We start from the raw sequence: 21497 nt of genomic DNA, 5'->3' as shown, positions 1-21497 counted from the left end.
CATCCATGCAGATTTCGGTAAATGAGTTCCTGACACCCCGCCACATTGATGTGCAGGTTGTCAGTCCAACCCGCGCCAAGATCACTCTCGAGCCTCTCGAGCGTGGTTTTGGCCACACCCTGGGCAACGCGCTGCGCCGCATCCTGTTGTCCTCAATGCCCGGCTGCGCAGTAGTCGAGGCCGAGATTGACGGTGTGCTCCACGAGTACAGCGCCATCGAAGGTGTACAGGAAGACGTAATTGAAATCCTGTTGAACCTTAAAGGTCTGGCCATCAAGCTGCACGGTCGTGACGAAGTTACGCTGACCTTGTCGAAGAAGGGTTCGGGGGTGGTTACCGCTGCCGATATTCAGCTGGATCATGATGTCGAGATCGTTAACCCCGATCACGTAATCGCTAACCTGGCGTCTAACGGCGCCCTGAACATGAAGCTCACCGTAGCTCGTGGTCGTGGTTATGAACCAGCCGACTCGCGTCAGAGCGATGAAGACGAAAGCCGCAGCATTGGTCGCTTGCAGCTCGACTCTTCGTTCAGCCCGGTTCGCCGTATCGCATACGTGGTGGAAAACGCCCGTGTCGAGCAGCGTACCAACCTGGACAAGCTGGTTATTGATCTGGAAACCAACGGTACTCTGGATCCTGAAGAGGCTATCCGCCGCGCTGCAACCATCCTGCAACAGCAGTTGGCTGCGTTCGTCGACCTCAAAGGTGACAGTGAGCCAGTGGTTGTCGAGCAGGAAGACGAGATCGATCCGATCCTGCTTCGCCCGGTTGACGATCTGGAACTGACTGTACGTTCGGCTAACTGCCTTAAGGCGGAAAACATCTACTACATCGGCGACCTGATTCAGCGTACCGAAGTAGAGCTGTTGAAGACTCCGAACCTGGGCAAGAAATCCTTGACTGAAATCAAGGACGTTCTGGCCTCCCGCGGTCTGTCCCTCGGCATGCGCCTCGACAACTGGCCGCCTGCAAGTCTTAAGAAGGACGACAAGGCGACTGCCTGATCGTCGTAATCACCGAACGTAGTGTTTGGTAAGGAATGAACCATGCGTCATCGTAAAAGTGGGCGTCACCTGAGCCGCACCAGCTCGCACCGCAAGGCCATGTTCCAGAACATGGCGGTGTCGTTGTTCGAGCACGAGCTGATCAAGACTACTCTGCCAAAAGCCAAAGAACTGCGCCGCGTTGCCGAGCCGCTGATCACTCTGGCCAAGACAGACAGCCTGGCTAACCGCCGTCTGGCTTTCGACCGTACTCGTTCGAAAGCTATCGTTGGTAAGCTCTTCAACGACCTGGGCAAGCGTTACGCTACCCGTGAGGGTGGCTACCTGCGCATCCTCAAGTGCGGTTTCCGCGCTGGCGACAACGCGCCTATGGCGTACGTCGAGTTGGTTGATCGTGCTACTGCTGGCGAAGCTGTATCCGCCGAGTAAGACGTCAGTCTGAAACGAAAAACCGGGCCTAGTGCCCGGTTTTTTGTGCCCGCAAGAAAATGCGCTGTTCGTACAAGCTTCTGACATTGTTCTGTTGTCACTATGTGTTGGGAAAAATAATTAGTATTTATCTATCGATGACTACAGATTAATAAATTTGTAGGTGTTAGATCGATGATCAATACTTCCCAGCAAGCCGATTAGCCGGCAGTTTCAAGACTGACAGAGGAAGAAGACCGTATGAGCCAGTTCAAAACGCTTACGACCGCCAGTGGCGCACCTGTCGCTGATAACCAGAATTCTCGCTCCGCCGGCCCTCGTGGCCCGCTGCTGCTCGACGATTTTCACCTGATCGAGAAACTTGCCCACTTCAACCGTGAAAACATTCCTGAGCGTCGTGTGCACGCCAAGGGCTCAGGTGCTTACGGTACGTTCACTGTCACTCGCGATATCACTGAATACACCAGCGCCAAACTGTTTGAGTCCGTGGGCAAGCAAACCCCAACATTCCTGCGCTTCTCCACTGTAGGCGGTGAACGCGGCTCGGCTGACACCGAGCGTGATCCACGTGGTTTCGCCCTGAAGTTCTACACCGAAGAAGGCAACTGGGACATCGTTGGCAACAACACTCCGGTGTTCTTCATTCGTGACCCGCTGAAGTTTCCTGACTTTATCCACACCCAGAAGCGTCTGCCGCAGAGCAACCTGAAAAGCGCGCAAATGATGTGGGACTTCTGGTCGCATTCGCCTGAAGCGCTGCACCAAGTGACCATTCTGTTTTCGGATCGTGGGATTCCCGACGGCTATCGTCATATGCATGGCTTTGGCAGCCACACCTACAGCCTGATCAACGCTCGAGGCGAGCGTCACTGGGTGAAATGGCACTACAAGACCCGGCAAGGGATCAAAAACCTCGCGCCGGCCGAGGCCGCGCGTCTCGCGGGTACCGACCCGGATTACGCTCAGCGTGACCTGTTCGAGGCCATCGAGCGTGGTGACTTCCCGAAATGGCGCGTGTGCATTCAGATCATGACTGAGGCTCAAGCTGCAGCGCATTACGAGAACCCGTTCGACGTGACCAAGACTTGGTCGCAGAAGGAGTTCCCGCTGATCGAAGTCGGCGAACTGGAACTGAACCGCAACCCGCTGAACTACTTCGCAGAAGTCGAGCAAGCCGCATTCGGTCCAAGCAATATGGTGCCAGGTGTTGGTCTGTCGCCGGATCGCATGCTGCAAGGTCGCGTATTCGCTTACGCCGATGCACACCGCTATCGCGTCGGCACCAACCACCAGCAATTGCCGGTGAATGCGCCGCGCAGCCCGGTCAATACCTACCAGCGCGACGGCTCGATGGCGTTCGGCAGCAACGGTGGTGCAGCGCCTAACTACGAGCCCAACAGCTACGTGGAATCACCGAAGCAGGCGCCGCGTTACGCTGAGCCTTCGTTGGCCTTGAGCGGTCCGGCAGATCGTTACGATCATCGCGAGGACAGCGATTACTACAGCCATGCGGGTGCGTTGTTCCGATTGATGAATGACGAACAGAAAGCGCTTCTGGTCAGCAACATCGCCGGCGCCATGGGCGGTGTTTCACCCGACGTGGTTGACCGTCAGTTGCAGCATTTCTTCAAAGCCGATCCGGCGTATGGAGAAGCAATCGCAAAGCTGCTCGACGTACAGCTTAACGAAGTCTAAACGAGAAGCAGAACCGCCCTCATTGAGGGCGGTTTTTGCGTTATTTCGCCAGCTTTTCTCAGAACATCTTCGCTTTTATTGCGCAAAACGGGTGACCTTCCGGTCGGCTTGGTTCAAACTACCGACTTTCAAGCAGGGAGATGTAGGGCGATGCAAGGCCACCCAGATGTTATCGATTACCTCAACACGTTGCTGACCGGCGAATTGGCCGCGCGTGACCAATATTTTGTTCACTCGCGGATGTATGAGGACTGGGGTTTCACCAAGCTCTACGAACGAATCAACCATGAGATGGAAGAAGAAGCCGGTCACGCCGACGCACTGATGCGCCGGATCCTGATGCTCGAAGGCACGCCGCGCATGCGCCCGGACGATCTCGACGTCGGTACCACCGTTCCGGAGATGCTCGAAGCCGATCTGCGTCTCGAGTACAAAGTTCGCGCCGCTCTGTGCAAAGGCATTGAGTTGTGCGAGCAGCACAAGGATTACGTCAGTCGCGAGATCCTGCGTGTTCAGCTCAACGACACCGAAGAAGATCACACCTATTGGCTGGAAAAACAGTTGGGCCTGATCAAGCTCATCGGTCTCGAGAATTACCTGCAATCGCACACCTGATTGCGCAGACACAAAAAAGCCCCTGTCACTGTACAAGTGACAGGGGCTTTTTCATGCCCTCAGATCAGGCCCGATCGCGAATCAGCAATGGCTTGAGGTAGTGACCGGTGTGAGATTGCTTCATCTCGGCCACTTCCTCCGGCGTGCCGGTGGCGATGATCTGCCCACCCTTGGAGCCGCCTTCCGGCCCCAGGTCCACCAGCCAGTCGGCGGTCTTGATCACGTCCAGGTTGTGTTCGATCACCACCACTGTGTTGCCGTGGTCGCGCAGGCGATGCAACACGTCGAGCAGTTGCTGGATATCCGCGAAATGCAGGCCGGTGGTCGGCTCGTCGAGGATATACAGGGTCTTGCCGGTGTCACGCTTGGACAGTTCGCGAGACAGCTTGACCCGTTGTGCTTCACCACCGGACAGCGTGGTCGCAGACTGCCCGAGCTTGATGTACGACAGGCCCACATCCATCAACGTCTGCAGCTTGCGCGCCAGCGCAGGCACCGCGTCGAAGAACTCCCGTGCCTCCTCGATAGTCATCTCGAGGGTTTCGTGGATGCTCTTGCCCTTGTATTTGATCTCAAGGGTTTCGCGGTTGTAGCGCTTGCTCTTGCACACATCGCACGGCACGTAGATATCCGGCAGAAAGTGCATTTCGACCTTGATCAGACCATCGCCCTGACAGGCCTCGCAGCGCCCGCCCTTGACGTTGAACGAGAAACGCCCAGGGCCGTAACCACGGGAGCGCGATTCGGGCACACCGGCAAACAGTTCGCGGATGGGGGTGAACAGCCCGGTGTAGGTCGCCGGGTTGGAGCGCGGCGTGCGGCCGATCGGGCTCTGGTCGATATCGACGACCTTGTCGAGATGCTCCAGGCCCTTGATGCTGTCGTGCGCGGCCGCTTCCAGCGTGGTGGCACCGTTGAGTGCAGTAGCGCTCAACGGGAACAGCGTGTTGTTGATCAGCGTGGATTTGCCGGAGCCGGAAACGCCGGTCACGCAGGTCAGCAGGCCGATCGGAATTTCCAGATCGACATTGCGCAGATTGTTGCCGCGCGCACCTTTGAGCGACAGCGTCAGCTTCTTGTTGCGCGGCGTGCGTTTGGCCGGTACCTCGATCTTCACCCGGCCCGACAGGTATTTACCGGTCAGCGAGTCCGGGTGCGCCATGACTTCGGCGGGCGTTCCTTCCGCCACGATCTGCCCGCCATGCACGCCGGCACCCGGGCCGATATCCACTACATAGTCGGCCAGGCGAATCGCGTCTTCATCGTGTTCGACCACAATCACCGTGTTGCCGATATCGCGCAGGTGCTTGAGGGTGCCGAGCAAGCGGTCGTTATCGCGCTGGTGCAAGCCAATGGAGGGTTCGTCGAGGATGTACAGCACTCCGACCAGACCGGCGCCGATCTGGCTGGCCAGACGAATCCGCTGTGCCTCGCCGCCGGACAATGTGTCAGCGCTGCGGTCGAGGGACAGATAGTCGAGGCCGACGTTGACCAGAAACTGCAGGCGCTCGCGGATTTCCTTGAGGATCTTGTCGGCGATCTCGCCACGCCGGCCGGTCATCTTCAGCTCGCCGAAGTACTCGCAGGCATCGCCGATCGGCAGGTTGGTCACCGCCGGCAAGGTTTTCTCGCCGACCCAAACGTGCCGCGCTTCACGACGCAGACGGGTGCCACGGCAATCCGGGCAGGCCTGGGTGCTGAGGAACTTGGCCAACTCTTCGCGGACGCTGGCCGATTCGGTTTCGCGGTAGCGGCGCTCAAGGTTCGGCACGATGCCTTCGAACGGATGCGAACGTTTGACGATGTCGCCGCGGTCGTTGAGGTACTTGAAGTCGACATTCTGTGAGCCGCTGCCGTGCAGGATGTGCTTCTGCTGTTCGGCGGTCAGCTCGTTGAATGGCTTCTCAAGACTGAACTTGTAGTGCGAGGCCAGTGAGCCGAGCATCTGGAAGTAATAGACGTTGCGCCGGTCCCAGCCGCGAATCGCGCCCTCGGCCAGGGTCAGTTCACCGTTGACCAGGCGCTTGATGTCGAAGAACTGTTTCACACCCAGACCATCACAGGTCGGGCAGGCGCCAGCCGGGTTGTTGAAAGAGAACAGCTTCGGCTCGAGCTCGCTGATCGCGTGGCCGCAGATCGGGCAGGCAAAACGCGCAGAGAAGATCATCTCTTCGCCCGGCTCATCGTCCATCGGCGCCACCAGGGCAATGCCGTCCGCCAGCTTGAGAGCGGTTTCGAACGATTCGGCCAGACGCTGCTGCAGGTCGGCACGGACCTTGAAACGGTCGACGATGACATCGATCGAGTGCTTCTTCTGTTTGTCCAGTTTCGGCAGCTCGTCGAGCTCGCAGATGCGGCCATTGACCCGCGCCCGAACGAAGCCTTGGGCGCGCAGCTCTTCGAAAACCGACAGGTGTTCACCTTTGCGTTCGCGAATAACCGGCGCCAGCAACATCAGCTTGCTGCCTTCCGGCTGCGCCAGCACCAGGTCAACCATCTGGCTGACGGTCTGCGCTTCCAGCGGAATGTCATGATCCGGGCAGCGTGGCGTACCGACGCGTGCATACAGCAAACGCAGGTAATCGTAGATTTCGGTGATGGTGCCGACCGTGGAGCGCGGGTTGTGCGAGGTCGACTTCTGCTCGATTGAGATGGCTGGCGACAAACCTTCAATGGTGTCGACGTCGGGTTTTTCCATCATCGACAGGAACTGTCGGGCGTAGGCCGACAGGGATTCGACATAGCGGCGCTGACCTTCGGCGTACAGCGTGTCGAAGGCCAGGGACGACTTGCCGGATCCGGACAGGCCGGTGATGACGATCAGTTTGTCCCGTGGCAGGGTCAGGTCGATGTTCTTCAGGTTGTGGGTACGGGCCCCACGTATCAGGATCTTGTCCAAAGTGGCCTCGCTCGGCGGGCGTCGAAAACGTAGGAGTATACGGGCAAATACTGGATGGATGCACACTATCAAACGAAGGGTTTTTTGCCTTGCATGAAGAGAGTTTCATCTATACGCGTCATAGCGTCGCGATATACCCCGTCTTTCGATGGGACTGGTAGAATCGCCGCCGGTTCACACGAGGTTTTTCCATGCACGATCCCCACAGCGAACGCATGAGTGGCAGCGAGACCCGCGCAGCGAGCGGTCTGGCCCTGGTGTTCGCCTTCCGTATGCTTGGCATGTTCATGGTGTTGCCGGTCCTGGCGACCTACGGCATGGACCTGGCGGGAGCGACCCCGGCCCTGATCGGGCTGGCGATTGGCGCTTACGGCCTGACCCAGGCGATTTTCCAGATTCCGTTCGGGATCATTTCCGACCGCATCGGCCGGCGTCCGGTGATTTTCCTCGGGCTGATCGTTTTCGCCCTCGGCAGTGTGCTGGCGGCTCAGGCCGATTCGATCTGGGGCGTGATCGCCGGACGTATCCTGCAGGGGGCCGGGGCGATTTCTGCGGCGGTGATGGCGTTGCTTTCCGACCTGACCCGTGAACAACACCGCACCAAAGCCATGGCCATGATTGGCATGACCATCGGTCTGTCGTTCGCCGTGGCGATGGTGGTCGGGCCGTTGTTGACCCGGGCCTTCGGCCTGTCCGGACTGTTTCTCGCCACTGGCGGCATGGCGCTGGTTGGCATCCTGATCATTATGTTCATGGTGCCGAAATCCACCGGGCCGCTGAGCCATCGTGAATCCGGCGTGGCGCGTCAGGCCTTGATGCCGACACTCAAGCATCCGGATCTGTTGCGCCTGGACCTCGGCATCTTTGTGTTACATGCCATGTTGATGTCGAGCTTCGTTGCCTTGCCGCTGGCACTGGTGGAAAAAGCCGGGTTGCCCAAGGAGCAGCACTGGTGGGTCTATCTGACCGCGCTGCTGATCTCTTTCTTCGCCATGATTCCGTTCATCATCTACGGCGAGAAGAAACGCAAAATGAAACGAATTTTGCTCGGCGCCGTCCTGACGCTGATGCTCACTGAGCTATTCTTCTGGCAGTTCGGTGACAGCTTGCGGGCGCTGGTGATCGGCACGGTGGTATTCTTCACCGCGTTCAATCTGCTGGAGGCTTCGCTGCCGTCGCTGATCAGCAAGGTTTCACCGGCAGGCGGGAAGGGCACGGCGATGGGCGTGTATTCCACCAGCCAATTCCTCGGTTCGGCACTCGGCGGGATACTCGGCGGCTGGCTGTTTCANGCGATGGGCGTGTATTCCACCAGCCAATTCCTCGGTTCGGCACTCGGCGGGATACTCGGCGGCTGGCTGTTTCAGCATGGCGGTCTGTCGGTTGTGTTCCTTGGATGTGCCGGTCTGGCTGCCATCTGGCTGGCCTTTGCTGTTACCATGCGCGAACCACCCTATGTGACGAGCCTGCGCTTGCCGTTGTCGCCCGAGGCGATCCGCGAAGCGGGTCTGGTCGAGCGCCTCAAGGCCCTCGTAGGGGTAACAGATGCAGTGATAGTTGCTGATGAAGCAGCTGTTTACATCAAACTGGACAAAGAATTAGTGGATCGCGACACCCTCGAACGCCTGGTGAACAACCCGGCCGGGGCTGCTTGCGAAGCCTAGGAGAACGTTATGGCCCGTGGGGTTAACAAAGTCATATTGGTCGGCACTTGCGGCCAGGATCCCGAAGTTCGCTACCTGCCTAACGGTAACGCCGTGACCAACCTGAGTCTGGCAACCAGCGAACAGTGGACCGACAAGCAAACCGGTCAGAAGGTCGAGAAGACCGAGTGGCACCGTGTTTCGATGTTCGGCAAGGTTGCGGAAATCGCCGGCGAATACCTGCGTAAAGGTTCGCAGGTGTACATCGAAGGCAAACTGCAGACCCGCGAGTGGGAAAAAGACGGTATCAAGCGTTACACCACTGAAATCGTGGTCGACATGCAAGGCACCATGCAACTGCTCGGTGGCCGTCCACAACAGGGCGACCAGCAAGGCGGTGGCAACAACTATCAGCAGCAGGCGCCACGTCAACAGGCTCCGCGTCCGCAGCAATCGGCTCCGCAACAGCGTCCGGCCCCGGCTCCACAGCAGGCTGCACCGCAACCGGCTCCGGATTTCGACAGCTTCGATGACGATATTCCGTTCTGATTGGATGCTGCATCCACGCTGAATAAAAAAGGCCCGTCGTTCAAAACGACGGGCCTTTTTTGTGGGAGCGGATGCGTGTGCCTCAGTCGAGGATCAGGTGCGGCAGAAACCGGCTCGAATCCTTGGTAATCAGACTATTGTCCTCCCGCACGCCGATCCCCGCCGCCTGATCACCAATCACCCAAGAGCCGATCAGCGTGTAGCTGTCGTCGAACTTCGGCAATGGCGCAAATTCCTGCAGGATGAATGGCGCATCGGTGTAGGGCCCGTCTTCTTTGACGATCAAACCTTCTGCCGTGTGCAGTTCGATATTGGCGCCTTCGCGGGAGAAGTACGGTTTGCGCACCCAACCCTTGGGCACCGCACTGGCCGGGTTCGGATCAAGATGCGCCGCCAGCAGGTTCGGATGGCCCTTGTGCAGTTCCCATAGCAGTGGGAGTGCACCTTTGTTCGACAGGATCGCTTTCCATGCCGGTTCGAAAAACTGTGTATCGCACTCGGCGATCGCCGCACCGAACGGCTCGTGGAAGATGAACTCCCAAGCGTGCAGTTTGAACAGGTGCGGGATCCAGCGATCTTCCAGATCCACGAAGCGGCCATCAGCGCTTAGACCGATGTCTTCGATATCGATGTGCCGCGATTCGATGCCGACCTTCTCTGCGATCAGCCGCAGGTAATCCGTTGTGCCCTTGTCTTCGACCGAGTCTTTCATCGAGGCGAAGTAGAACGGACGCTTGAGCTGCAATTCGGCAAACGCCTGATGCAGCCGGGTGTCGATGCTGTTGAACTGGTCGGCGTGGCGCGGCAACATTCCGCGCTCGATGCATTGCTCCAGCCAACCCCACTGAAACGCCGCCGCCTCATAGAGGCTGGTCGGCGTGTCGTAGTTGAGCTCCAGCAGTTTGGCAGGGCCATTGCCGCTGTAGGAAAAGTCCATGCGCCCATACAGATGCGGATGACCTTCCAGCCAGGAAGTACGAATCATGTCGTAGTACGACGCCGGGATGCTCAGGCGATCCAGCAACTCTTCGCTGTGCACCACGCGGTCGACCAGATCCATGCACATCTCGTGCAGTTCGGTGGTCGGGTCCTCCAGATCGTTTTCGATCTGCGCGAGCGTGAACTGGTAGTAGGCGCTTTCGTCCCAGTACGGCTCGTCGTCGATGGTGTGGAACAGAAAGCCGAGGCTCTCGGCTGTCTGTTTCCAGTCGGGGCGCTCGGCGCAGTGGATCTTCTTCATGGTCAGCTGCTCGAGCGTCCGGAACTGCTACCCCAGCCACCCCAACCGCTGCGAGCGGAAGACTGGCTGCCGAAGCCGCCACGGGAGGTCGACGAGGCGACGTTCACCGGTTTGCTTTTACTGCTCTCGTAGTCCGGTTGACTGCGCGGCGCCGATTCGATTTTGCGGTACTGCGTCGAGGTGTTGTAGGGCTGACGCGTGTCGCGATCGCGGTAAACGGTGCGGTTGGCGTTGTTGCTCATCGCATTGCCGATCAGCCAGCCCGTGAGCCAACCGTTGCCGCCGCCACCAGAGGCGTGGGAAGTGCTTTGCGCGTTCTGCGCAGCCGCTGCTTCACCGGCAGGCATCTGCGCGTTGGCAAGCGCATTCAGGTCCTGCGGGGTCTCGCCGTTCTGCGGTACCTTGAAACCGCCGAGTTTGGGCACGAAGCGGCCGTCAGAGTTTTTCTGGCACCAGTCGGCAGCGAAGTCAGCGTCGCACGTGGCCTTGTCGGCGTAGGCCGGGGCAATGCGTCGGTGCTCGGTCAATGCTGCGACGTAGGCGTTGGAGCAGACATCGGCGGCCACTTCGGCGCCGACGCACTCCTCGACCGATTGGAAGCGTTGCTGATCCTGCGCGGCAACCTCGCCGGAAATCGCCAGCGCCACCGAAGCGGCGAGGGACAGTTGAACGTACTTGCTGCGTTTCATCGAAGGCTTCCTGCCGATCAGTTGGACGGGGTCATGCACGCGGCATTGAGCATGCCGACACTGATGGCCACTGCGGCCACGTAGATACCCGAAGCGATTTCACCGTTGGCGATCCGCTTGGAGGTGCCTTTGAGAACCAGGCCGGTGGCGAGGAACGCGAGCAATTGCACCCCCGCAGCAATCACTGCCCACAGCACGAAATCGAGGACGTTGACCGAAAACGCGATGACATTGCTGGCCGGAATCGCAAAACCGATGATCGCGCCGGACAACGCGATCGCGGCAGCGATGTTGCCGGAGCGGATCAGCTCGAATTCTTTGTGGGGCGTGATGCGCGTGTAGACGAACTGAAACAGCATGAACAGCAGCACAGCGCCGATCAGGTAGACGACGAAACCGACCAGCGCGGTCTTGTTCAGGGAAACGGCCAGCACTTCCAGCATGGAAAACTTCCTTTTTAAATGGTGCTCAGATCAGTCGTGTACAGCGAAATGCCCAGCGAGGTGCTCAGGCTGACGGTGCCTTCTTCGTCCTGTTCGACGGAGAACAGCAGCAATTCGCGGCGATCGGTCAAACCGGTCTCGCGCGCATAAAGCATGGAGTGGTGTTCGATGGTGTAACTCTCGTCCGGATTGACCACGTGTTCGGTCAGCGGGACCAGTTCGGTCTGGCCCAGCTCGGTGCCCCATTCGCGGCTGTACTGGACGCCGTCGTGGGTGTAGGTCGGCAAGCCGATCGGGCTTGCAGGACCGGCCAGGCGCTGGAGCTCGGCGTCACTGTTGACGGTCACGTAGTTGAGGTAGTTGAACAGGGTGACCGACTCGATCTGGTCGTCACCGGTGACGTGGATCTGCAGCCAGAAATCCTCGTTGTTGAGGTAGTAGCGATGCAGTTTGTTGGATTGGCCAAGGTCGATCCAGCCAGCGCTCCAGATTGCCTCTGCCGCCGGAACCTGCACTGAGGTGCTGCCATCAAGCAGCAAGGCCAGGGTCGAATCGAATCGCACGCCTTTGCCCTGTGCCATTCCGAGTGGGCCGCCGGCTACCGGAGCGGGCGCAGCCGGCTGCCAGTTGCTGGTGCCCAGCAAATCTTTTAACCATCCCATGGGTACATTCCTTGAGGCGGGTGGAGGTGTTCGTCGGTAAAAAAAACGTCGCTAGTGTACCGGGCCGGGCGACGAACGAGCAGGCACAATGCAAATATTCCGGGTGCAAAAAACCTGTAGGAGCTGCCGCAGGCTGCGATCTTTTGATCTGGAGTGAAGATCAAACGATCGCAGCCTGCGGCAGCTCCTACAGGAGAGCGATTTTACTGCGCGGACTTCTGTTTCAGCCGCTCAAGAATCGCATTGGCGCTGCCTTCGTTCGGCGTGATGCCGGCGTCGCGCAGTTTGCGCTCCAGGTCGTTGCCGGTCGAAGCGTCGGCCAGTTCGTCGGCGGCGCTCAGCTCGGCAGCGCGTTGCTGCTGCTTGGCCTGCAGACGGTTCAGCGTGCCGACGGCGGTTTCCAGTTTGCCGTTGGCGCCGCCGCTGGCGATGGACGCGCTGACCTGCGCCTTCTGCACGCTTTCACGGGCCTTGGCCATGTCCACTTGCTGGCGCAGGCTCTTGATCCGCGACTCGGCCTTGGTGATGTCCTTGCGCATGTTTTCGGCGTAGGTGCCGAACTCGTCGCTCTGGGCTTTCTCGGCGGTCAGGTCGTTGGTCAGGGTCGAAATCGCTTCGGCCACTTCCATGGCCAGGTCTTCGCGGCCGGCGTTCAGCGCGGCAACCGCCTTGGCTTCCAGGTCCTTGATCTTGGCGTCGTACTCGCTCACGCGGTCGGCGGCCAGCTTGTGCTTGGCCATGATGGTGACCAGCTCGCGGCGGGCGTTCGACAACGCGGTGTCAGCGTCGCGGATCTCCTGATCGAGGATGCGCAGGGCCTGCTGGTCGACGATCGCTTCGCCGACTTCATTGGCGCCGCCGCGCAGAGCGGTGAACAACTTGCTCCAGATGGACTGAGTCATTGGATATTCCCTGTTGATTACTTGAAGAAGTGTTCGAAGGCTTCGCTCGCGCGCTGCACGTTGTCGACCAGGGTTTTCACCTCGGTGACGACGTTGGTCAGGCTTGAGTCGGCGCTGAGGGCGCCAAACATGTTGTAAACGGTCTGGCCATTAGGCATCGACTCGATGCCGATCGATGACAGCGGGAACATTTCCCGGCTGCGCAGCACGGCGTCGTTGAAGGCGCGCACGTCAGTGATCGAATCGATGTCCACCAGCACGGTGTCGACGATGATTTGCTGACCGGCCACGGCGATGTGAATCGGCAGACCGCCGAATTCGTTCATTTCCAGCTTGATGCTGGGTTCGGAGCTCTGGATCAGAGACAGCGTGATCTCGTGCGAAGCCACCTCGTCCAGTGCCTTGAGGGCGTTGAAGAGGCTATCGATGTTCCAGTTGTTGCCTGCGCTCATGTAATTCTCCGACATGAATGAGCCAGCCAGAATCGGTTGGCGTAGCTGTTGCTCCATCTGCTTGAGCAAGCTTCGGTTTTCCGGAAGTACCCAAGTTTCGTGTTTCACATAACCGGCGGCAGCCAGGCCCGCGCGCATCTGCTTCATGTAGAAGCTCGACGGTTTTTTCGCGGACGGTTTCGAGCGCTCTCCCTTTGGGCTCTCTGACGCAACAGCGGGGGAGCGGCTTTTCATGGCAATGACTCCGTTATGAACATCTCACGCGTGAGCCACACTACAACCAATTCAAAGTGCCATCAATGGCTCACGCGTGAGATTTTCATGACAGACGAAAAACGCCCGCAACGTGGCGGGCGCAAGTTTTTACCGGGTGTGTCGTGATGGATCAGCGCCCCAGAAACTCCTCGGCCGAGACCACGCTGGCGTAAGCGAAACCCAGTGCCGACATGAATGCCGCGTGGACCTGAGCGGCAGGCACCGTGACGCCGTTGAATTCCAGGTCACGGCAGGCGCAGGCGTCGTGGATTACCGTGACGCCGTAGCCCAGGTCCGCTGCCGCACGGGCGATGCCGTCGATGCACATGTGGCTCATGCTGCCGACAATCACCAGATCCCTGATGCCTTGTTCATCGAGAATCGATTGCAGCTCGGTCTCCCGGAACGAATTGACGAAGTGCTTGAGCACCACCGGTTCGTCCGGACGATTGAGTACTTTGGGATGCAGTTTTGCGCCGTCCGAGCCCGGGGTGAAAAACGGTGCGTCGGCCGAAGTGAATTCGTGGCGAATGTGCACCACCGGATCGCCCGCTTCGCGGAACGCGGCGAGCAGCCGTGCGGCGTTGTCGGCGGCGGCTTCAGCCCCCACCAGCGGCCACTTGCCTTGGGGGAAGTAGTCGTTCTGGATATCGACTACGATGAGCGCTTGTCTGGTCATGGTGTGTCCTCGATGCATGGGCTGGAAGTGGATTCAGTATTGGCGCTGGCCGACGTTTCGAGGATTGGCCGGACCGACAATAAGCAGGGGAAAACTGACATGGGCGCAGAAAGGGCCGCCACGGTGGAACTGGGCGTACTGATGTACCCCGGCGTACAACTGGCGGCGGTGCATGGGCTGAACGATCTGTTTGCGGTCGCCAACCGGATAGCTGCCGAGCGTCAGGCGGCGCAGTTACCGGTGCTGCGCGTCAGTCACTGGAAAGCCGACGCCGGGCAGACGCCGCAGCGGGTGTACGACAGTCATCCCGGCGCTGACAGTCATTTGCTGGCAGTGCTGATTCCACCGTCCCTCGGCAGCTTTTCTGCGGCCAGCGTTTCAGCGCAATGGTTGCAATGGCTACGTGATCAGCATGCCGGTGGTGCAACCCTCGGCGGTGTCTGTGTGGGGTCGATGCTGCTGGCCGAAAGCGGCCTGCTCGACGGGCGCAGCGCCACCACGCACTGGACCTCGGCCAAGGCGTTTGCCGAGCGTTATCCGAACATCCGGCTCAAGGCGGATACGCCGATTGTCGATGACGGCGACTTGATCACCACCGCCGGGCTGATGGCCTGGTCGGAACTGGGCTTGCGCCTGGTCGACCGGCTGCTCGGGCCGAGCATCGCCAGCGGCACCGCGCGCTTTCTGGTGATGGAGCACAGCGACAGCGCCAGTGCCTGCGGGAGCAATTTTGCACCGATCCTCAGTCATGGCGACGCGGCGATTCTCAAGGTTCAGCATTGGCTGCAAAGCACCGGCGCCACTGATGTTTCGCTGACCTCGATGGCAGAGCGGGCGGGGCTGGAGGAGCGCACGTTTCTGCGTCGTTTCCGTGCGGCGACCGGGTTGAAACCGACCGAGTATTGCCAGCATCTGCGGGTCGGCAAGGCACGAGAGTTGCTGGAATACAGCAACGGCACTATCGATCACATTGCATGGACTGTGGGCTATCAGGACCCCGGCGCGTTTCGCGTGATCTTCAAGAAAATCACCGGGCTGACGCCAAGTGATTATCGGGCGCGGTTTGGTGTCTCGGGATAGTCCAGACACGCCATGACCTGTGGAAGCAAGCCCCCACCCGCATTGAACTCTGGGGCTGCTGAAATCGTGCAAATTACCGGATCCTGACGCCCGGTCGTGCAGATTGAAACGGGCCTGATGCCATCACGTTTTCGGCAAGCATTTGATTCACCGAAGTTTTCCACAGCCCCCCGATTGGCCTGATCTCTGCACCGTTCATCACTCCATTCACCCATCCGCTGCAAGGGGGACGCATGACCCCGACGCCAGGCAGAAAAATCGTCGTCGCGCACTCGGTGCGTGCTGGCGCGCCACACCATGAAGTGCAGACCAACAAGGCGCTGGCTCGTTGGCTGGCGCAAATTCTCGGGCTCAAATTCGCTGGCAGCTACGACCCGGAAAAGCACCGTGGTCGGGGTCTGTACTGGCTGCCGACGCAAACCATTGTCGGCGCCAGTCAGGCACAGGCCTTGGGCATCAAAAGCGCGGATGATTTATGGGGCGGATTCGTCGAACACGATTTCATCTGCACCAAAGCAATCAGTCACGGCCTGCGCAGCCATCTGGCCCAGGCGCCGCGAGGCTGGGCGCCGCTATTCTCCGAGCGCGTGCGCGACGTGGTGCTCGATGGCTTGACTGTGTTTGCCCTGGAAGACGCGCGGCCCGCCGCCGAGCACTTGCTGTACAGCGGTCCCATTCGCCTCAAACCGATTCACGCCTGTGCCGGTCGCGGTCAGGAAGTTATCAACAGCCTCGACGCGTTCGACGAAGTCCTCGCACGAGCGGATGCAGCAGCGTTGTTCCGCGATGGCGTGGTGCTGGAGCAGGACTTGAGCAAGGTCGTCACCCACAGCGTCGGTCAGTCATTCATCGGCGGCAAGGTGCTGAGCTACTGCGGTGATCAATACTTGACCAAGGATGCCCATGGCGAAGACGTATATGGTGGTTCGAATCTGTTGGTAGTGCAGGGCGGCTACGAAGATCTGCTGGCGTTGGACTTGCCGGATGACGTGCGACTGGCCATCAAGCAGGCCCAGATTTTCGACCGGGCGGCGGATGAGGCTTATCCAGATTTCTACGCCTCGCGGCGCAACTACGACATCGCTCAAGGCCTGGACAGCAATGGCAAATCGCGCAGCGGTGTGCTCGAACAATCCTGGCGCATGGGCGGTGCCAGCAGCGCTGAACTGGCCGCGCTGCAGAGCTTTGTCAACGCTCCGCAGATGCGGGCGATCCGTGTGTCAACCGTAGAAACCTACGGTGATCAAAGCCTGCCGGCGGACGCCATCGAAATCTATCGCGGCCCGGCCGAGAACAGCGACTTTCTCCTCAAATACGTAACGGTCAAATCCTATGACGGCTAGAAGCGAAAGCATTCAGATCGACATTGATGACGAACAGATGAGCGGGACGTTTCTCAGTCCCAAATCGAAAGTCCCCGGCGTGTTGTTTGTGCACGGCTGGGGTGGCAGCCAGGAGCGTGATCTGGAGCGCGCCAAGGGCATCGCCGGGCTGGGTTGTGTGTGCCTGACCTTCGACCTGCGCGGACACACTGGTGGCACCGGCATTCCGCTGACCCGGGTGACGCGCGAAGACAACCTGCGTGACTTGCTCGCGGCCTACGATCGCCTGTTGGCGCATCCGGCGCTCGACACTTCGGCGATTGCGGTAGTCGGCACCAGTTATGGCGGCTATCTCGCGTCGATTCTCACCTCGCTGCGCCCGGTGCGCTGGCTGGCGCTGCGAGTGCCGGCGCTGTATCGCGACGAGCAATGGCATACACCCAAGCGGGATCTGGACAAGGCTGATCTGCGTGACTATCGGGCGACGCTGGTGCGTGCCGACAGTAACCGCGCCTTGCACGCCTGTTCGCAGTTCACCGGGGATGTGTTGTTGGTGGAATCGGAAACCGACGACTACGTGCCCCACGCCACGATCATGAGTTACCGCGCCGCGTGTCAGCAGACGCATTCGCTGACGCACCGGATCATCGACGGTGCTGACCATGCGCTGAGCGACCCGGTTTCGCAGCAGGCCTACACCTCGATTCTGGTGGACTGGATTACCGAGATGGTGGTGGGTGAGCGGTTGAGCATTATTCAGTCCACATAGTGTGTTTTGTCTTTTCGGATACCTTCGCGAGCAAGCCATTACCAAAAACTCAGGAGGGCGTCTTCTCGATCCGCAACGCCTTCGCCTTGGCCTCGACCAGCAGGTACATCACCACGGTGATCAACAACGGCAAAAGAAAATAAATCGCCCGATACGCCAGCAATCCCGCCACCAGACTGCCCCGCGAAACTTCGTGTTGCAGCAGCGCGACGAACACCGCTTCCAACACTCCAAGCCCCGCCGGAATGTGGGTGATGACCCCGGCAATCGCACTGATCAACAGCACGCCAAGCACCAATGGATAATCCAGCTTGCCCGGCAGCAAGGTGAAAATCACCGCCGCCATCAGCGACCAGTTCAGCGCCCCCAGCAGCAGTTGCAGAACGGCCATGCGCAGGGACGGCAGGTTGATTTCCACCCCGCGAATCGACCATTCGCGGCGCTTGGAGAACTGGCACGCGGCGAGGTAACCGGCGCTCAGCAGCAACAACAGCACACCAATGCCCTGTAACGTATCGCTGCTGATTTTCCAGCCCGGCGGCATGCTCACCAGGCCACTGCTGAACACCACGCCGGCAATCGTCATGTAGCCGAACCAGTTGGTGGCCAGGCTCAAACCGAGAATCTTGGCGATGTTGCTTTTGCTCACCCCCAGGCGCGAATACAGCCGATAGCGCATGGCGATCCCGCCGACCCAGGCGCTGAGGTTGAGGTTGAACGCATAGCTGATGATCCCCACCGGGAGGATCTGTTTCCAGGTCAGGTCCTGGCGGATGTAGGTGCGCCCGATCAGGTCGAAGCTGGCGTAGGTGAGAAAACTCAACAGGGTCACGCCGGCGGCAATGAGCAGTGTGCGCACCTTGAAGTCGGCCAGGGTCTGCAGCACTTCCGCCCATTCGATGCGGGTGGCAAACATCGTCAGCAACACGATCAACGCGAGGAAGAACAGCAGCGTCAGTGGGCGTTTCCAGCGACTCCATCGAGAATGCACGGCGGGCGCTGCTTGCGCTGGGGATTGGCTCATGACATGTGCCCCCGAAACGGCTTGAGCCGTGGTTTGTGCGCCGGCAGCCAACCGGCCATCGCCGGGAAATGCCGCAGGAAGTGGAACACCAGAAACCCCACGGTCATGTGCCAGATCCGTCCGCGTGGCACCTTGCTCGGGTCCATCGCCTTGCAGTGGTTATGGCTCAGGTCTTCGAGACGCTGGAACAAGTGCTGATTGAATGTGCGATCGCGGATCAGCACGTTGGCTTCCAGGTTCAGCGACAGGCTCAGCGGGTCGAGATTGCTCGAACCGACCGTGCTCCATTCCTCATCCACCAAGGCGACTTTGCCGTGCAGCGGGCGCTGGCAATATTCGTGGATCTGCACCCCGGCCTTGAGCAGGTAGTCGTAGGTCATGCGCGCCGCCAGTTTCGCCACCAGCATGTCCGGTTGACCTTGCAGGATCAGCCGCACCTCGACGCCACGGCGCGCCGCGTTGCGGATCTCGCGCAGCAGGCGGTAGCCGGGGAAGAAGTAGGCGTTGGCGATCACCACCCGGCGTTTGGCCCGGCGCAATGCGTGCAAATACACGTCTTCGATATCGGTTTGGTGCTGATCGTTGTCGCGAAACACCAGGCGCACCTGACCGTCGTGATCGTTGAAAGCCATGTCTGCCCGGCGCTGGCGCCGACGTTGCCACCAGAAGCGTGCGCGGCCCGGCCGACCACTTTGCAGCAGGGCGAAATGATGGATGTCAGCGACCGCCGGCCCTTGAACCTGCACCGCGTAATCCTGTTTCGCTTCGGGGCCGAAGTCGGCCAGGTGATCACCAGAAAAGTTGATCCCGCCAATGAACGCGATCAGTCCGTCGACTACTACAATTTTGCGGTGCAGACGGCGGAACCAGTTGGTGCGAAAGCCCAGGTGCTTGGGCGCCGGATCAAACATCTGCAGGTGCACGCCGGCGTCGCTCAATGCCGCGAGATAACCGGTGGTCAACTCACCACAGCCGAAACCGTCGAGGCTGACGGTGGTGCGCACGCCGCGCCGGGCGGCGTCGATCAGGATCTGCTGTAACTCTGCGCCGACCTTGTCTTCGAAAACGATGAAGGTCTCCAGCAGGATTTCACTCTTCGCCGCACGCATGGCGTCGAACACCCGAGGGAAATATTCCTCGCCGTTTTCCAGCAACTCGACACGGTTGTTCCCCTGCCAGTTGTACTCGACATCGACAGGCCCGGGCTCGCGTACCGGCGGGTTGATGCTGATCGGTTCCACGGCGGATTTCTCCAGCGGTGCGCTGCTCATAGTTCGATCTCCACCGATAACGGGGCGTGGTCGGAAAGGTGTGACCAGGGCCGTGTTGTCAACACGTTTGGCTGGCTGGCCTTGAGGTTACGTACGTAGATGCGGTCCAGGCGCAGGATCGGCAGACGTGCCGGAAAACTGCGCGCCGGTTTGCCGTGATGTTCGGCGAACACTTCGCGCAGGCCGCAGGGCTCGAGCAGCGCATCGGCGCGTTGGCGCCAGTCATTGAAGTCACCGGCGACGATCACGGGGGCATCAGCCGGCAGTTGCGCGATGCGCTCGCCCAGCAGCTTCAGTTGCGCATTGCGATGGCTTTCGCGCAGGCCCAGATGCACGCAGATCGCATGCACCTCGACGCCATCGCCCGGCAGGCGCAGCACGCAATGCAACACGCCACGGTTCTCATGGCCGCTGATCGAAACGTCGAGGTTGTCGTGGCGGATGATCTGGAATTTCGACAGCAGCGCATTGCCGTGATCGCCCTCCGGGTACACCGCGTTGCGTCCATAGGCGAATTGCGGCCACAGGCTGTCGGCGAGGAACTCGTACTGCGGCATCGTCGGCCAGTTGCTGTAGCGCTTGGGATGATGTTCATGGGTGCCGTGGACTTCTTGCAGAAACACCACGTCGGCGGCCACGCTGCGTACGGCTTCGCGCAACTCCGGGAGGATGAAACGTCGATTGAGTGCGGTGAAACCCTTGTGGGTGTTGACCGTCAGCACGGTGAAACGGCGCACCGAGGCTTCGACACGCGTCTGCTCGTCGGTGAACCCGACCGGCTCTGGAATACTCATGTCAGCACCCCTTCGGCAGCGGGTTCGCCGGGGGCGGTGGCGAGTGTTTTATCCAGCTCAAAACAGTGAAGCAACCGGCGCGCGTCGTAGGGCGCGCGGACTTTGATGTCGTTGTCGAAATAGCAGAATACTTCGCGGGACTTGCGCGCCCGAGGCTTGAGGCGCGGCGCGATCAGATGCGCATCGTCAGGCTGCTGACCGTGGTGCCAGGCGTCGATGCGTTTGGCCCAGTTCTGCAGCGCCGATTCGCTGTAGCCGCTGGCGTACAGCTCTTCGGCGCCATGCAGGCGCAGGTAGACGAAGTCGCTGGTAAGGTCTTCGCGATACGGCCATTTGCCGGCGGTGTCGGCGATCACCAGGGCGGTGTTGTAGCGTTTCAACAAGCGCACGAAGTCGGGATCGATGAAGCTGTCGTTGCGAATTTCGACGGCATGGCGCAGCGGTTTTTTGCGCCAGGCTTTCAGGCTGGCGTGGCCGTGCAGGTGCGCGTCGTGCTGGCGGGCGAGGGCGGCGGCAGCCTCGGTATCGTGGGGCAACAATGAGAGGAAGTGTTCGAAGCGCTCGGGGTCGAATTTGAAGTTCGGCGGAAACTGCCAGAGGATCGGCCCGAGCTTTTCCTTGAGCTCCAGCACCCCGGAGGCGAAGAAATTCGCCAGTGGTTTCTCGATCTCGCGCAAGCGGCGCACGTGAGTGATGAAGCGCGGCGCCTTGACGCTGAAGACGAAGTCGTCCGGCGTTTCGCTGTACCACTGCGCATAACGTTCGGGCCGTTGCAGGGCGTAGAACGATCCATTGATTTCGATGCTGTTGACCGCCCGTGATGCGAATTGCAGTTCGCGCTTCTGGGTCAGTCCCTTCGGGTAGAAATCCCCGCGCCACGGAGCGTAGCGCCAGCCGGAAATACCGATGTGAATCGTTGCCATGCCGCCCTCCCGTCGTCAGTCCTCATACAGCCTGTGTCTGTTGATGACTGTGGGCGGTTCGGGAAAGTTTCGACGGCGTTACGGACGGTAGTCTGTAGGAGCTGCCGGAGGCTGCGATCTTTTAATGTTGTTTTTCAAGATCAAAAAATCGCAGC

Annotated in this window: 21 protein-coding genes; 9 read left to right on the top strand and 12 right to left on the bottom strand. The window is 59.8% G+C overall.

Going from position 1 to position 21497, the window contains the following annotated elements; translation table 11 throughout:
* Positions 1-5: 5 nt before the first annotated feature.
* From rpoA to bfr, 4 genes are all read left to right on the top strand, one after another.
* The gene (rpoA, locus tag HXW87_RS29310) at positions 6-1007 is read left to right on the top strand and encodes a DNA-directed RNA polymerase subunit alpha (protein WP_003186012.1); all 1002 of its coding nucleotides are present in this window, start codon (positions 6-8) and stop codon (positions 1005-1007) included.
* Between the two features lie 42 nt (positions 1008-1049).
* Entirely contained in the window at positions 1050-1436 is a 387-nt protein-coding gene (gene rplQ / locus HXW87_RS29305) for a 50S ribosomal protein L17 (RefSeq protein WP_003176402.1), read from the top strand.
* A gap of 240 nt (positions 1437-1676) precedes the next feature.
* Entirely contained in the window at positions 1677-3131 is a 1455-nt protein-coding gene (locus HXW87_RS29300; RefSeq protein WP_239778272.1) for a catalase, read from the top strand.
* A gap of 150 nt (positions 3132-3281) precedes the next feature.
* Positions 3282-3746, top strand: a complete 465-nt coding sequence (gene bfr, locus HXW87_RS29295; RefSeq protein WP_003228714.1) for a bacterioferritin — start codon at positions 3282-3284, stop codon at positions 3744-3746.
* A 64-nt stretch (positions 3747-3810) separates the two neighbouring features.
* Here the strand turns inward: bfr and uvrA are convergent, their stop codons facing one another.
* Complete coding sequence (uvrA, locus tag HXW87_RS29290; protein WP_003228713.1) at positions 3811-6645, bottom strand: excinuclease ABC subunit UvrA; 2835 nt, start codon at positions 6643-6645, stop codon at positions 3811-3813.
* Between the two features lie 191 nt (positions 6646-6836).
* Here uvrA and HXW87_RS29285 point away from each other — a divergent pair, with 191 nt between their 5' ends.
* On the top strand, positions 6837-8309 hold the full coding sequence (locus HXW87_RS29285; protein ID WP_239778271.1) for an MFS transporter: 1473 nt from the start codon (positions 6837-6839) through the stop codon (positions 8307-8309).
* A 9-nt stretch (positions 8310-8318) separates the two neighbouring features.
* Positions 8319-8837 carry a single-stranded DNA-binding protein gene (locus HXW87_RS29280; RefSeq protein ID WP_007966163.1) on the top strand — a complete coding sequence of 173 codons (519 nt, stop codon included), beginning with the start codon at positions 8319-8321 and terminating at the stop codon, positions 8835-8837.
* Positions 8838-8919: 82 nt separating this feature from the next.
* Here the strand turns inward: HXW87_RS29280 and HXW87_RS29275 are convergent, their stop codons facing one another.
* From HXW87_RS29275 to HXW87_RS29245, 7 genes are all read right to left on the bottom strand, one after another.
* Entirely contained in the window at positions 8920-10077 is a 1158-nt protein-coding gene (locus tag HXW87_RS29275; protein WP_239778270.1) for a glutathionylspermidine synthase family protein, read from the bottom strand.
* Positions 10078-10079: 2 nt separating this feature from the next.
* On the bottom strand, positions 10080-10766 hold the full coding sequence (locus tag HXW87_RS29270) for a DUF1190 domain-containing protein (protein WP_041074453.1): 687 nt from the start codon (positions 10764-10766) through the stop codon (positions 10080-10082).
* A gap of 17 nt (positions 10767-10783) precedes the next feature.
* Entirely contained in the window at positions 10784-11209 is a 426-nt protein-coding gene (locus HXW87_RS29265; RefSeq protein ID WP_239778269.1) for a DUF350 domain-containing protein, read from the bottom strand.
* 14 nt (positions 11210-11223) lie between these two features.
* On the bottom strand, positions 11224-11871 hold the full coding sequence (locus tag HXW87_RS29260; RefSeq protein WP_041074457.1) for a DUF2491 family protein: 648 nt from the start codon (positions 11869-11871) through the stop codon (positions 11224-11226).
* A gap of 203 nt (positions 11872-12074) precedes the next feature.
* Entirely contained in the window at positions 12075-12773 is a 699-nt protein-coding gene (locus HXW87_RS29255) for a PspA/IM30 family protein (RefSeq protein ID WP_041074459.1), read from the bottom strand.
* Between the two features lie 17 nt (positions 12774-12790).
* Positions 12791-13372 (bottom strand): YjfI family protein, encoded by a 582-nt coding sequence (locus HXW87_RS29250; protein WP_230679397.1) that lies wholly within the window; start codon positions 13370-13372, stop codon positions 12791-12793.
* A 238-nt stretch (positions 13373-13610) separates the two neighbouring features.
* Positions 13611-14159 carry a cysteine hydrolase family protein gene (locus HXW87_RS29245; protein ID WP_047296893.1) on the bottom strand — a complete coding sequence of 183 codons (549 nt, stop codon included), beginning with the start codon at positions 14157-14159 and terminating at the stop codon, positions 13611-13613.
* Positions 14160-14258: 99 nt separating this feature from the next.
* Here HXW87_RS29245 and HXW87_RS29240 point away from each other — a divergent pair, with 99 nt between their 5' ends.
* The 3 genes from HXW87_RS29240 (at position 14259) to HXW87_RS29230 (ending at position 17330) form a co-directional block, all read left to right on the top strand.
* Positions 14259-15239, top strand: coding sequence for a GlxA family transcriptional regulator (locus tag HXW87_RS29240; protein WP_239778268.1), 981 nt, complete (start codon positions 14259-14261; stop codon positions 15237-15239).
* A gap of 233 nt (positions 15240-15472) precedes the next feature.
* Positions 15473-16582: a DUF3182 family protein gene (locus HXW87_RS29235; RefSeq protein ID WP_239778267.1), complete on the top strand. Its 1110-nt coding sequence runs from the start codon at positions 15473-15475 to the stop codon at positions 16580-16582.
* A complete protein-coding gene (locus tag HXW87_RS29230; protein WP_047296890.1) occupies positions 16572-17330 on the top strand; it encodes an alpha/beta fold hydrolase in 759 nt (252 codons plus the stop codon). The genes HXW87_RS29235 and HXW87_RS29230 overlap by 11 nt, the downstream gene beginning before the upstream one ends.
* Before the next feature lie 49 nt (positions 17331-17379).
* Here the strand turns inward: HXW87_RS29230 and HXW87_RS29225 are convergent, their stop codons facing one another.
* From HXW87_RS29225 to HXW87_RS29210, 4 genes are read right to left on the bottom strand one after another with little or no spacing between them, the layout of a single operon-like run.
* A complete protein-coding gene (locus HXW87_RS29225; protein WP_239778266.1) occupies positions 17380-18354 on the bottom strand; it encodes a lysylphosphatidylglycerol synthase domain-containing protein in 975 nt (324 codons plus the stop codon).
* Positions 18351-19625, bottom strand: coding sequence for a cardiolipin synthase ClsB (gene clsB, locus HXW87_RS29220; protein WP_239778265.1), 1275 nt, complete (start codon positions 19623-19625; stop codon positions 18351-18353). The genes HXW87_RS29225 and clsB overlap by 4 nt, the downstream gene beginning before the upstream one ends.
* Positions 19622-20419: an endonuclease/exonuclease/phosphatase family protein gene (locus tag HXW87_RS29215; protein WP_041074473.1), complete on the bottom strand. Its 798-nt coding sequence runs from the start codon at positions 20417-20419 to the stop codon at positions 19622-19624. Before HXW87_RS29215 ends, clsB begins: the two co-directional genes overlap by 4 nt.
* Positions 20416-21342 (bottom strand): DUF72 domain-containing protein, encoded by a 927-nt coding sequence (locus HXW87_RS29210; RefSeq protein WP_239778264.1) that lies wholly within the window; start codon positions 21340-21342, stop codon positions 20416-20418. The genes HXW87_RS29215 and HXW87_RS29210 overlap by 4 nt, the downstream gene beginning before the upstream one ends.
* Between the last annotated feature and the right edge of the window lie 155 nt (positions 21343-21497).

It is taken from the genome of Pseudomonas sp. Y5-11, assembly GCF_022368695.1.
Taxonomy (GTDB): Bacteria; Pseudomonadota; Gammaproteobacteria; order Pseudomonadales; family Pseudomonadaceae; genus Aquipseudomonas; species Aquipseudomonas parakoreensis.
This window is presented reverse-complemented; position numbering and strand designations above follow the sequence as displayed.

What these genes read in the sequence shown, in the direction of transcription:
- rpoA (WP_003186012.1), top strand. Translation starts at nt 6, where the DNA reads ATGCAGATTTCGGTAAATGAGTTCCTGACACCCCGCCACATTGATGTG.
- rplQ (WP_003176402.1), top strand. Translation starts at nt 1,050, where the DNA reads ATGCGTCATCGTAAAAGTGGGCGTCACCTGAGCCGCACCAGCTCGCAC.
- HXW87_RS29300 (WP_239778272.1), top strand. Translation starts at nt 1,677, where the DNA reads ATGAGCCAGTTCAAAACGCTTACGACCGCCAGTGGCGCACCTGTCGCT.
- bfr (WP_003228714.1), top strand. Translation starts at nt 3,282, where the DNA reads ATGCAAGGCCACCCAGATGTTATCGATTACCTCAACACGTTGCTGACC.
- HXW87_RS29280 (WP_007966163.1), top strand. Translation starts at nt 8,319, where the DNA reads ATGGCCCGTGGGGTTAACAAAGTCATATTGGTCGGCACTTGCGGCCAG.
- HXW87_RS29275 (WP_239778270.1), bottom strand. Translation starts at nt 10,077, where the DNA reads ATGAAGAAGATCCACTGCGCCGAGCGCCCCGACTGGAAACAGACAGCC.
- HXW87_RS29270 (WP_041074453.1), bottom strand. Translation starts at nt 10,766, where the DNA reads ATGAAACGCAGCAAGTACGTTCAACTGTCCCTCGCCGCTTCGGTGGCG.
- HXW87_RS29265 (WP_239778269.1), bottom strand. Translation starts at nt 11,209, where the DNA reads ATGCTGGAAGTGCTGGCCGTTTCCCTGAACAAGACCGCGCTGGTCGGT.
- HXW87_RS29260 (WP_041074457.1), bottom strand. Translation starts at nt 11,871, where the DNA reads ATGGGATGGTTAAAAGATTTGCTGGGCACCAGCAACTGGCAGCCGGCT.
- HXW87_RS29255 (WP_041074459.1), bottom strand. Translation starts at nt 12,773, where the DNA reads ATGACTCAGTCCATCTGGAGCAAGTTGTTCACCGCTCTGCGCGGCGGC.
- HXW87_RS29250 (WP_230679397.1), bottom strand. Translation starts at nt 13,372, where the DNA reads ATGAAGCAGATGCGCGCGGGCCTGGCTGCCGCCGGTTATGTGAAACAC.
- HXW87_RS29245 (WP_047296893.1), bottom strand. Translation starts at nt 14,159, where the DNA reads ATGACCAGACAAGCGCTCATCGTAGTCGATATCCAGAACGACTACTTC.
- HXW87_RS29240 (WP_239778268.1), top strand. Translation starts at nt 14,259, where the DNA reads ATGGGCGCAGAAAGGGCCGCCACGGTGGAACTGGGCGTACTGATGTAC.
- HXW87_RS29235 (WP_239778267.1), top strand. Translation starts at nt 15,473, where the DNA reads ATGACCCCGACGCCAGGCAGAAAAATCGTCGTCGCGCACTCGGTGCGT.
- HXW87_RS29230 (WP_047296890.1), top strand. Translation starts at nt 16,572, where the DNA reads ATGACGGCTAGAAGCGAAAGCATTCAGATCGACATTGATGACGAACAG.
- HXW87_RS29225 (WP_239778266.1), bottom strand. Translation starts at nt 18,354, where the DNA reads ATGAGCCAATCCCCAGCGCAAGCAGCGCCCGCCGTGCATTCTCGATGG.
- clsB (WP_239778265.1), bottom strand. Translation starts at nt 19,625, where the DNA reads ATGAGCAGCGCACCGCTGGAGAAATCCGCCGTGGAACCGATCAGCATC.
- HXW87_RS29215 (WP_041074473.1), bottom strand. Translation starts at nt 20,419, where the DNA reads ATGAGTATTCCAGAGCCGGTCGGGTTCACCGACGAGCAGACGCGTGTC.
- HXW87_RS29210 (WP_239778264.1), bottom strand. Translation starts at nt 21,342, where the DNA reads ATGGCAACGATTCACATCGGTATTTCCGGCTGGCGCTACGCTCCGTGG.